The organism is Pseudomonas sp. 37 R 15 (assembly GCF_900004865.1).
GTDB lineage: Bacteria > Pseudomonadota > Gammaproteobacteria > Pseudomonadales > Pseudomonadaceae > Aquipseudomonas > Aquipseudomonas fluorescens_AM.
In genome coordinates this window covers 16,204-26,467 of record NZ_CVTV01000028.1, presented here as the reverse complement: position 1 = coordinate 26,467, position 10,264 = coordinate 16,204, and the positions used below count along the sequence as shown (strand labels likewise).

Annotated in this window: 8 protein-coding genes, 3 tRNA genes and 1 riboswitch; of the genes, 10 read left to right on the top strand and 1 reads right to left on the bottom strand. The window is 58.4% G+C overall.

The window, feature by feature from the left end:
- The first annotated feature begins 11 nt into the window (after positions 1-11).
- Both BFQ04_RS09315 and astE read left to right on the top strand, forming a co-directional pair.
- Positions 12-299 (top strand): hypothetical protein, encoded by a 288-nt coding sequence (locus BFQ04_RS09315; protein WP_003175651.1) that lies wholly within the window; start codon positions 12-14, stop codon positions 297-299.
- Between the two features lie 11 nt (positions 300-310).
- Positions 311-1,315, top strand: a complete 1,005-nt coding sequence (astE, locus tag BFQ04_RS09310) for a succinylglutamate desuccinylase (protein WP_065950558.1) — start codon at positions 311-313, stop codon at positions 1,313-1,315.
- Between the two features lie 131 nt (positions 1,316-1,446).
- Here astE and BFQ04_RS09305 read toward each other — a convergent pair whose 3' ends face one another.
- Complete coding sequence (locus BFQ04_RS09305) at positions 1,447-1,956, bottom strand: 6,7-dimethyl-8-ribityllumazine synthase (protein ID WP_057723717.1); 510 nt, start codon at positions 1,954-1,956, stop codon at positions 1,447-1,449.
- Positions 1,957-2,069: 113 nt separating this feature from the next.
- Positions 2,070-2,239, bottom strand: a riboswitch (FMN riboswitch).
- A gap of 190 nt (positions 2,240-2,429) precedes the next feature.
- Between BFQ04_RS09305 and ltaE the strand changes: the two genes are divergently transcribed.
- The 8 genes from ltaE to mgtE all read left to right on the top strand — a co-directional run bounded on the left by ltaE (position 2,430) and on the right by mgtE (position 10,179).
- The gene (ltaE, locus tag BFQ04_RS09300; protein WP_065950557.1) at positions 2,430-3,434 is read left to right on the top strand and encodes a low-specificity L-threonine aldolase; all 1,005 of its coding nucleotides are present in this window, start codon (positions 2,430-2,432) and stop codon (positions 3,432-3,434) included.
- A 146-nt stretch (positions 3,435-3,580) separates the two neighbouring features.
- Positions 3,581-6,199: an alanine--tRNA ligase gene (gene alaS / locus BFQ04_RS09295; RefSeq protein ID WP_065950556.1), complete on the top strand. Its 2,619-nt coding sequence runs from the start codon at positions 3,581-3,583 to the stop codon at positions 6,197-6,199.
- Between the two features lie 97 nt (positions 6,200-6,296).
- Complete coding sequence (locus tag BFQ04_RS09290) at positions 6,297-7,538, top strand: aspartate kinase (RefSeq protein ID WP_065950555.1); 1,242 nt, start codon at positions 6,297-6,299, stop codon at positions 7,536-7,538.
- Positions 7,539-7,712: 174 nt separating this feature from the next.
- On the top strand, positions 7,713-7,901 hold the full coding sequence (gene csrA, locus BFQ04_RS09285; RefSeq protein ID WP_003175645.1) for a carbon storage regulator CsrA: 189 nt from the start codon (positions 7,713-7,715) through the stop codon (positions 7,899-7,901).
- Between the two features lie 62 nt (positions 7,902-7,963).
- Positions 7,964-8,054: transfer RNA gene (locus BFQ04_RS09280), tRNA-Ser, on the top strand.
- A 108-nt stretch (positions 8,055-8,162) separates the two neighbouring features.
- A tRNA-Arg gene (locus BFQ04_RS09275) sits at positions 8,163-8,239 on the top strand.
- A 72-nt stretch (positions 8,240-8,311) separates the two neighbouring features.
- Positions 8,312-8,388, top strand: a tRNA-Arg gene (locus BFQ04_RS09270).
- Positions 8,389-8,736: 348 nt separating this feature from the next.
- On the top strand, positions 8,737-10,179 hold the full coding sequence (gene mgtE, locus BFQ04_RS09265; protein WP_065950554.1) for a magnesium transporter: 1,443 nt from the start codon (positions 8,737-8,739) through the stop codon (positions 10,177-10,179).
- The last annotated feature ends 85 nt before the right edge of the window (positions 10,180-10,264 follow it).

The following is a 10,264-nucleotide window of genomic DNA, read 5'->3' as shown; positions in this document are numbered from 1 at the left end:
AACTTTTATTTATGACCGACACCCTGAAGCTGATCCTTGAAGACACCGACGGCACCCAGCTGGAAACATCCTGCACCCGCGTTGCCGTGGTCTGGCAGGGCAAGGAGATCTGGATCCAGCATGACGGCCGTGGCCAACTGCTGATCGGCGTGGATGTGGAAGAGGGCGACGCCGAGTACGCCAACCTGTTGATGCGCCCGCTGGCGACCAACTTGATGAGCCTGCAACTGGAAATGGAACCGGCTGACGTCGAAGGTGATGACGACGACCACGTCCACGGCCCAGGCTGCAACCACTAAGGAAGCTGCTTATGCTCGCCCTCGGCAAACTGCTTGAACTGACCCTCGCCGGTCGCGAACCGGCGCAAAAAATTCAACTGACTGTCGACGGCGTGCAGATGCGCTGGCTCAGCGAGGGTGCGCTTGAAGTGCGTCCGCCCGAAGCCAGGGATAATCGCGGCGACCTGCTGCTGTCCTCCGGCATCCATGGCAACGAAACCGCGCCGATCGAACTGCTCGACCGCCTGTTGCATGGCATCGCCCGTGGGGAGATCAAACCCCGCACCCGTATTCTGTTCCTGTTCGGCAACCCCGAGGCCATGCGTCGCGGCGAGCGTTACCTTGAACTGGACGTCAACCGGCTGTTCAACGGCCGTCATGAAAGCAACATTGGCCCGGAAGCCATGCGCGCCGCCGAACTTGAACAGTTGGCCCGCAGCTTTTTCAGCCAGGCGGGCCGTTCGCGCCTGCATTACGACCTGCACACCGCGATTCGTGGCTCGAAGATCGAGCAATTTGCGCTGTATCCGTGGAAAGAAGGGCGCCGGCATTCGCGTCGTGAGCTAGAGCGCCTGCGCGCCGCCGGAATGGAGGCGGTGCTGCTGCAGAACAAGGCCTCTATCACGTTCACGGCGTTTACGTATGAACAGTTGGACGCCGAGGCTTTCACCCTGGAACTGGGCAAGGCGCGGCCGTTTGGGCAGAACCAGGGCGTGGATGTTTCCCGCCTGGAGCAGCGCCTCAAGCACATCATCGAAGGCACCGAGCCTGAGTCCGACAGCCTCGACGGCTTGAAGCTGTTTGCCGTTGCACGCGAAATCATCAAGCACAGCGATGCTTTCCTGCTGCATTTGCCGGCTGACGTGGAAAACTTTTCGGCGTTGGAAAAGGGGTATCTGCTGGCCGAAGATGTGGCCCAAACCCGCTGGGTGATCGAGGAGGAGGGTGCGCGCATCATCTTCCCCAACCCGAAGGTGAAGAATGGTTTGCGCGCGGGAATTCTCATCGTGCCGACCACAGACGCCGGCCTTGCATAGGTCTCAGGCCTGACTGGCTTCAAATGTGGGAGGGGGCTTGCCCCCGATTGCGTTGCTTCAGCTACAGATGAGCTGACTGACACACCGCTATCGGGAGCAAGCCCCCTCCCACACTCGTTTTGCGTTGCTGCTTAGACCGCTACAGCCCGCGGTTCGCTACGACGGATCGCCCGCACCTTATGCAGCGTATCGGCGCACGTACGCGCAGCTTCCTGACCTTTGTGCACGAAGTGCTCGTAGAAGAACGTGGTGTGTTCGCTGCCCCCGTGGAAATGGTGCGGCGTCAGGGACACCGAGAACACCGGCACTTCAGTTTCCAGCTGCACCTGCATCAGGCCGCTGACCACCGATTGCGCGACGAATTCATGACGGTAGATCCCGCCATCCACCACCAGCGCGGCGGCGACGATACCGGCGTAACGGCCAGTCTTGGCCAGCAGCTTGGCGTGCAGGGGCATCTCGAAGGCGCCGCCGACTTCGAAGAAATCGATGTCCGATTCCTGATAACCCTGGGCGATCATTTCGGCGAGGAAGCCTTTGCGCGATTGGTCGACAATATCCTTGTGCCAGCAGGCCTGGATAAACGCGACACGCTCGCCGTGATGGTTTTTGCTTTTGCTGTCGATTGCGGTGGGTTGCATGTTCTGACTCCTGTTTAAGAAAAAAACAGGGCGTTATGAATCGAATGGGATTTAAGGGTATGCACCACTGTTTCATGCAGGCATGAGGTCAGCGCGCGGCCCTTAGGTGCCAATCCCGTTCTCTCTTCATCCGGACTATGACCGTCGGCCCCGGGATCACACCGGGTCTGCTGACCTTGTCGCCGTCCTGCCTGAGCAGTTCGAAGCGCCAAGCGCTCGCGGGCTATGCACATTGCGCGCAATTACCGCCGGTGGGGAATTGCACCCCGCCCTGAGAACGTTGCCGCCAGAACCCTGGCGGCGGAGAGTTTTTAACATGGTTTTTCTAAAACTGCACGGTTGCCGTATCGATAAGCTATATCGGTTTGTTTGGTTGGTATTCGATTGAATGCAGTGGGGACTTGATATTGCGTGGCTTTGCCCGCAGTAATCACTCACAAAAGGACTTATCCATTCCGTTAGAGGCCCCTTTCATGACCGTGATCGACCTGCGCAGCGACACCGTGACCCAACCCACCCCCGGTATGCTTGACGCGATGGCCAGCGCCGTCAGCGGTGATGACGTCTACGGCGAAGACCCCAGCGTCAACCAACTGGAAGCTGAGCTGGCCAGGCGCCTGGGTTTCGACGCCGCGCTGTTCGTGCCCACTGGCACCATGAGCAACTTGCTGGCGTTGATGGCCCACTGTGAGCGCGGCGAGGAATATATCGTCGGGCAACAGGCCCATACCTACAAATACGAAGGGGGCGGGGCGGCCGTGCTGGGTTCGATCCAGCCGCAGCCGCTGGAGGTACAGGCCGACGGCTCCCTCGACCTGAGTCAGGTGCTCGATGCCATCAAGCCCGACGACTTCCACTTCGCCCGTACCCGCTTGCTGGCACTGGAAAACACCATGCAAGGCAAGGTGCTGCCGATGACGTACCTCGCCAAGGCGCGTGCATTTACCCGTGAGCATGGCCTGGCTCTTCATCTGGACGGCGCGCGGATCTACAACGCGGCGGTCAAGCTGGGTGTGGATGCGCGTGAAATTGCCGGGCATTTCGATTCGGTGTCGGTGTGCCTGTCCAAGGGGCTTGGCGCACCGGTCGGCTCGGTGCTGTGCGGTTCCACAGCGCTGATCGCCAAGGCGCGGCGCCTGCGCAAGATGGTCGGCGGCGGCATGCGCCAGGCCGGTTCTCTGGCGGCGGCAGGCCTGTATGCCTTGGATCACCAGGTGCAGCGCCTGGCCGACGACCACGCCAATGCCCAGTGGCTGGGGGATGAGTTGCGCCAGGCCGGTTATACGGTGGAGCCGGTGCAGACCAACATGGTCTATGTGCAGATGGGGGATCGGGCGCAGGCCCTGAAAAGCTTTGCCGCCGAGCGCGGGATCAAGTTGAGCGCCGCGCCGCGCCTGCGCATGGTCACGCATCTGGATGTCAATCGGGCACAGATCGAGCAAGTCGTGCAGACATTCGTCGCATTTTCGCAGAAATGACAGTGCAAGCCGTCTAATTGACTGTTTCTATCACATAAACACGCTGTACCACCGGCAAAGGGCCGATATAATGCGGCCCTTTGCCGTCGCTTCGTCTGATGATGTCGCGCACTGGCCTTTGGCCGCAGCCTCCGTGGAAGAACCTAATGAAAAGCGCAGAAATCCGTGAAGCCTTCCTTCGCTTCTTCGAAGAGCAAGGCCACACCCGTGTAGCCTCAAGCTCCTTGATCCCAGGCAATGACCCCACCCTGCTGTTCACTAACGCGGGGATGAACCAGTTCAAGGACTGCTTCCTGGGCCAGGAAAAGCGCGCCTACACCCGCGCCACCAGCAGTCAGAAGTGCGTACGCGCCGGCGGCAAGAACAGCGACCTGGAAAACGTCGGTTACACCGCGCGGCACCACACCTTCTTTGAAATGCTGGGTAACTTCAGCTTTGGCGATTATTTCAAGAAAGATGCGATCACCTTCGCCTGGACCTTCCTGACCGGCGTGCTGAAGCTGCCCAAGGAAAAGCTCTGGGTCACCGTCTACGCGACGGATGACGAAGCGTACGACATCTGGACCCAGCAGATCGGCGTGCCCGCCGAACGCATGATCCGCATCGGTGACAACAAAGGCGCGCCGTATGCCTCCGATAACTTCTGGACCATGGGCGATACCGGTCCGTGCGGGCCGTGCACCGAGATTTTCTACGATCACGGCGCCGACATCTGGGGTGGCCCGCCGGGTTCGCCGGATGAAGACGGCGACCGCTACATCGAAATCTGGAACAACGTGTTCATGCAGTTCAACCGCACCGCCGACGGTGTGTTGCATCCGTTGCCGGCACCGTCGGTGGACACCGGCATGGGGTTGGAGCGGATCAGTGCGGTCATGCAGCACGTTCATTCCAACTATGAGATCGACCTGTTTACCAACCTGTTGAGTGCCTCGGCTGCGGCCATTGGTTGCGCCAATGAGGGCCAGTCTTCGCTCAAACTGGTATCGGACCACATCCGTTCCTGCGGTTTCCTGATTGCCGATGGCGTGCTGCCGTCCAACGAAGGCCGTGGCTATGTGCTGCGCCGCATTATCCGTCGCGCCTGCCGCCACGGTAACAAACTGGGCGCCAGCGGCAGCTTCTTCTACAAGATTGTGGCTGCGCTGGTGGCCGAGATGGGCGACGCTTTCCCGGAACTCAAGCAGCAACAAGCCAACATCGAGCGGGTTCTCAAGGCTGAAGAAGAGCAGTTCTCCAAGACCCTGGAGCACGGCCTGAAAATTCTGGAGCAGGACCTGGCAGAGCTCAAAGGTACTGTCGTGCCGGGCGACGTGGTGTTCAAGCTTTACGACACCTACGGTTTCCCGATGGACCTGACCGCCGACATCGCCCGTGAGCGCGAGCTGACCGTCGATGAGGCCGGTTTTGAGCGCGAAATGGAGGCCCAGCGCGTGCGCGCGCGTTCCGCCAGCTCGTTTGGCCTGGACTACAACACCTTGGTCAAGGTTGATGTGCCCACCGAGTTCATCGGCTATAAGGCAACCGCGGGCTCCGCCAAAATCGTTGCCATTTATAAAGACGGCAAGTCAGTCGACGTGCTGAGCGAGGGCGATGAAGCGGTTGTGGTGCTGGATCAGACCCCATTCTATGCCGAGTCGGGCGGGCAAATCGGTGATTGTGGTTTCCTCAGTTCGACGTCCGGTCGTTTCGATGTGCGCGACACCACCAAGACCGGTGGTGCGTTTCTGCATCACGGTGTGTTGGTGCTGGGCAACCTGGCCGTCGGTGCGCCAGTGGATACCCAGGTCGATGCCGACGTACGCCATGCAACTGCGTTGAACCACTCGGCCACTCACTTGCTGCACGCTGCGTTGCGTCAGGTGCTGGGCGAGCACGTCCAGCAGAAGGGCTCGTTGGTCGACAGCCAGCGCCTGCGCTTCGACTTCAGCCATTTTGAGGCGATCAAGTCCGAGCAGATCAAAGCGCTTGAAGATATCGTCAACGCTGAAATTCGCAAGAACTCCCCGGTGGAGACTGAGGAGACGGATATCGAAACCGCCAGGAAGAAGGGCGCCATGGCGCTTTTTGGCGAGAAGTATGGCGACGAAGTGCGCGTATTGAGCATGGGCGGCAGTTTCTCGGTGGAACTGTGTGGCGGTATCCACGCCAATCGCACCGGTGACATCGGCCTGTTGAAAATCATCAGCGAAGGCGGTGTGGCCTCGGGTGTGCGTCGTATCGAGGCGGTGACCGGTGCTGCGGCGCTGGCCTACCTCAATGCCGCCGAAGAACAACTCAAGGAGGCGGCCGGCCTGGTCAAGGGCAGCCGCGACAATCTGATCGACAAGCTGTCCGCCGTGCTTGAGCGCAACCGCGCGCTGGAGAAACAGCTGGAGCAGTTGCAGGCCAAGGCAGCCAGTGCCGCGGGCGACGATCTGTCGGCCTCGGCGGTTGACGTCAAGGACGTAAAAGTCCTTGCGGCGCGCCTGGACGGTCAGGACGGCAAGGCGTTGCTGGCCCTGGTCGATCAGTTGAAGAACAAGCTCGGCCGCGCAGTGATCCTGCTCGGCAGTGTCCATGAGGATAAGGTCGTTCTGGTTGCCGGTGTAACCAAGGACCTGACTGGCCAACTCAAAGCCGGTGATTTGATGAAGCAGGCTGCTGCGGCAGTGGGCGGCAAGGGCGGTGGTCGTCCGGACATGGCGCAAGGCGGTGGTGTGGATGCCGGCGCCCTGGACGCGGCCCTGGCCTTGGCCGTGCCGTTTGTCGAGGCAGGTATTTAAGGCGCTGTTAATGAGCCCATGGTCTAGTCGTGGGCTCGCTCGGTTGCTGGAAGATTCGTTTATTGGGCGCCCCTTTACGGGCTGAGGCGGCTTAGAAATGGCTTTGATCGTACAGAAATTCGGAGGCACCTCGGTCGGTTCTGTCGAAAGAATCGAGCAGGTCGCCGACAAGGTTAAGAAGTTCCGTGATGCCGGTGACGACCTGGTGGTGGTGCTGTCGGCCATGAGCGGCGAGACCAATCGCCTGATCGACCTGGCCAAGGCCATCAGCGGTGATCAACAACCGCTGCCACGTGAGCTGGATGTCATTGTGTCCACCGGTGAGCAGGTGACCATTGCGCTGCTGGCCATGGCGTTGAACAAACGCGGTGTGCCAGCGGTGTCCTACACTGGTAGCCAGGTGCGCATTCTTACCGACAGCGCACATACCAAGGCGCGCATCCTGCAGATCGACGATCAGAAGATTCGTGCCGATCTGAAGGCTGGACGCGTGGTGGTTGTAGCCGGTTTCCAGGGTGTGGACGAGCAGGGCAACATCACCACCCTGGGGCGTGGCGGTTCGGACACCACGGGCGTGGCGCTGGCAGCGGCTCTCAAGGCTGACGAATGCCAGATTTATACCGATGTGGATGGCGTCTACACCACCGATCCGCGCGTTGTATCCGTGGCCCAGCGCCTGGATAAGATCACCTTTGAAGAGATGCTGGAGATGGCCAGCCTCGGTTCCAAGGTGTTGCAGATCCGTGCGGTGGAGTTCGCCGGCAAGTACAACGTTCCGCTGCGCGTATTGCACAGCTTCAAAGAGGGTCCGGGCACCCTCATTACTATTGATGAAGAGGAATCCATGGAACAGCCGATCATTTCCGGCATCGCTTTCAACCGCGATGAAGCCAAGCTGACGATCCGTGGCGTGCCAGACACTCCAGGTGTGGCCTTCAAGATCCTCGGCCCTATCAGCGGTGCGAATATCGAAGTCGACATGATCGTGCAGAACGTTTCGCACGATAACACCACCGATTTCACCTTTACCGTGCACCGCAACGAGTACGATGCGGCCGAGCGTATCCTGCAGAACACTGCGAGGGAGATCGGCGCCCGTGAAGTGATCGGTGATACCAAGATCGCCAAGGTGTCGATCGTGGGCGTGGGCATGCGCTCCCACGCCGGTGTTGCCAGCCGTATGTTTGAAGCGCTGGCCAAGGAAAGCATCAACATCCAGATGATCTCTACATCGGAGATCAAAGTCTCGGTGGTGATTGAAGAGAAGTACCTCGAGCTGGCTGTGCGCGCGCTGCATACCGCCTTTGAGCTGGACGCTCCGGCCCGACAGGGCGAGTGATGCGATGCCAGGAAGGCGCGGCTTACCGCGCCTTTCATTTTTTTGTTGAGCGCATGTTCTTTGGCGTGGGCTCGACAATACTTAGGCGGTAGGGCTACGACCGTCTGGTTGTAGGTCGAATGCCTTTTTTTTGCAGACTGTTGTTCCTGAAATGAATTGCGTGAGGTGAAAGGTATGTTGATTCTGACTCGTCGTTGCGCAGAAAGCCTGATTATCGGTGATGGCGAAATCACCGTGACCGTGCTCGGCGTCAAAGGCAATCAAGTGCGTATCGGGGTTAACGCTCCGAAAGAGGTAGCGGTCCATCGCGAGGAAATCTACCTGCGGATCAAGAAAGAGAAGGACGAAGAACCAAGCCTTTAATTTTTATCGTTTTTTATGTTTGCAAACGGGGAGGAACGTGGTTAATATACGCCCCGTGTTGCGGAGAGCTGGCCGAGTGGCCGAAGGCGCTCCCCTGCTAAGGGAGTACACCTCAAAAGGGTGTCGGGGGTTCGAATCCCCCGTTCTCCGCCATTATTTGCTTAGTACGTTGCAATCTGGTTTTTTCGGTAAGTTGTTGAAAATACTCGAAAAAATAGCTTTACATAGAGATTGAACGGCCTATAATGCGCGGCAACAAATGCACTCGTAGCTCAGCTGGATAGAGTACTCGGCTACGAACCGAGCGGTCACAGGTTCGAATCCTGTCGAGTGCACCATTTAAGAGTTGCTTGCAGTAATGCAGGTAACTTGCTTCAACCAGTTGTGATCTGGTCTAAAAAGCACAATCTGCACTCGTAGCTCAGCTGGATAGAGTACTCGGCTACGAACCGAGCGGTCACAGGTTCGAATCCTGTCGAGTGCACCATACAAACAAAAAGCCCGCCTAGTGCGGGCTTTTTGCCGTCTGGCGTTCGTGTAGGTTTTATCCTGGCGTGTGCCTTTTTCTATTTCCCATGTGTTCTCCCTTCCAGCTACGTCGTCGCAGTTCATAGATGCAGCCATTACTTAGCTTCGGCTTGCAAGCGCTTGTTCTTTCCAGTTTTTTGACGTTAAAAGCGGTCGGTCGGTGTATCATGCGCCGGTCAGCCCCGCCGGGGCTTGTGGAATGCCTCCATGGACTTACCCAGTAGTTACTCAGTACCCCGCTTTACCAATCATGAATTGACTGATTGATCCTTCCGGCGCGCCCCGCTGCTGGGAGTGGAGTTCGCCTATGACCGAAGTAGAAGTAAAGAAAACACAGGAAAGCCTGCAGGATCGTCTGGCTCAAGTTATCGAGCTGCTGCAGCGCCAGCGCGTGGTCGAAGACCTCACGCACCGCCAGGAAGGTCCGCACCACGACCGCGTCGAAAACCTGGTCCACCGGCAAAATCTCGTTGAGCTGCAACGCAAGCTCGATGACCTGCACTCTGCCGACGTTGCTTATATTCTCGAAGCCTTGCCGCTGGATGATCGACTGACGCTCTGGCAGTTGGTCAAGGCTGATCGCGACGGCGACATTCTTCTCGAAGTATCCGATTCGGTTCGCGAAACCCTGATTGCCGACATGGACGATCATGAGCTCCTGGCTGCGGCCAAGGAGATGGACGCGGACGAATTGGCCGACCTGGCGCCTGAATTGCCGCGTGATGTCGTTCATGAACTGATGGAGGCATTGGACACCCAGCAGCGTGAGCGTGTGCGTTCGGCACTGTCTTATGATGAAGACCAGGTCGGCGCGCTGATGGACTTCGAGATGGTCACCATCCGCGAGGATGTCAGCCTGGAAGTGGTGCTGCGCTACCTGCGTCGTCTCAAGGAGCTGCCTGGCCACACCGACAAGCTGTTTGTGGTCGACTACGAAGGCATCCTCAAGGGCGTATTGCCCATCAAGCGCCTGCTGGTAAATGATCCGGAGAAAAAAGTTGCTGACCTGATGGCCAGCGATACCGTGAGCTTTCATCCGGATGAAGATGCCTACGACGCAGCCCAGGCTTTTGAGCGTTACGACTTGATCTCAGCCCCGGTGGTCGACAAGAACGGCAAGCTGATCGGCCGTCTGACAATCGATGAAATCGTCGACTTGATTCGCGAAGAGAGTGAAACCGAAGTCCTCAACATGGCAGGTTTGCGTGAAGAGGAAGACATTTTTGCGTCAGTCTGGCGTTCGCTGCACAACCGTTGGGCCTGGCTGGCGGTCAATTTGATTACCGCGTTTATCGCGTCCCGCGTGATCGGGCTGTTTGAAGGTTCCATCGAAAAGTTGGTGGCCTTGGCAGCATTGATGCCGATAGTGGCTGGGATCGGCGGCAATTCCGGTAACCAGACTATCACTATGATTGTACGTGCCATGGCATTGGACCAGGTCAGTACCGCTAATTCTTCGCGTCTGCTGCGCAAGGAGTTGGCGGTAGGCCTTATCAATGGCCTCGTATGGGGCGGAGTGATAGGGGTGGTGGCCTACTTGCTATATGGCAGTTGGTCGCTGGGCGTGGTGATGACCGCCGCCATGACCCTCAATTTGCTGTTGGCTGCCTTGATGGGGGTTCTGATCCCCATGACCTTGGCGCGTCTGGGGCGTGACCCTGCCATGGGGGCCAGCGTGATGATTACGGCCATGACCGACAGTGGGGGCTTTTTCATCTTCCTGGGCTTGGCCACAATCTTCCTGCTCTGACCTTCCTGCGAGGGCAAGTCTGCCCTCGCTTCCCTTGCACAAATCCCACGCAAAAAAAAGCCAGCATATAGCTGGCTTCGGCTTT

What these genes read in the sequence shown, in the direction of transcription:
- mgtE (WP_065950554.1), top strand. Translation starts at nt 8,737, where the DNA reads ATGACCGAAGTAGAAGTAAAGAAAACACAGGAAAGCCTGCAGGATCGT.
- alaS (WP_065950556.1), top strand. Translation starts at nt 3,581, where the DNA reads ATGAAAAGCGCAGAAATCCGTGAAGCCTTCCTTCGCTTCTTCGAAGAG.
- ltaE (WP_065950557.1), top strand. Translation starts at nt 2,430, where the DNA reads ATGACCGTGATCGACCTGCGCAGCGACACCGTGACCCAACCCACCCCC.
- csrA (WP_003175645.1), top strand. Translation starts at nt 7,713, where the DNA reads ATGTTGATTCTGACTCGTCGTTGCGCAGAAAGCCTGATTATCGGTGAT.
- BFQ04_RS09305 (WP_057723717.1), bottom strand. Translation starts at nt 1,956, where the DNA reads ATGCAACCCACCGCAATCGACAGCAAAAGCAAAAACCATCACGGCGAG.
- BFQ04_RS09290 (WP_065950555.1), top strand. Translation starts at nt 6,297, where the DNA reads ATGGCTTTGATCGTACAGAAATTCGGAGGCACCTCGGTCGGTTCTGTC.
- astE (WP_065950558.1), top strand. Translation starts at nt 311, where the DNA reads ATGCTCGCCCTCGGCAAACTGCTTGAACTGACCCTCGCCGGTCGCGAA.
- BFQ04_RS09315 (WP_003175651.1), top strand. Translation starts at nt 12, where the DNA reads ATGACCGACACCCTGAAGCTGATCCTTGAAGACACCGACGGCACCCAG.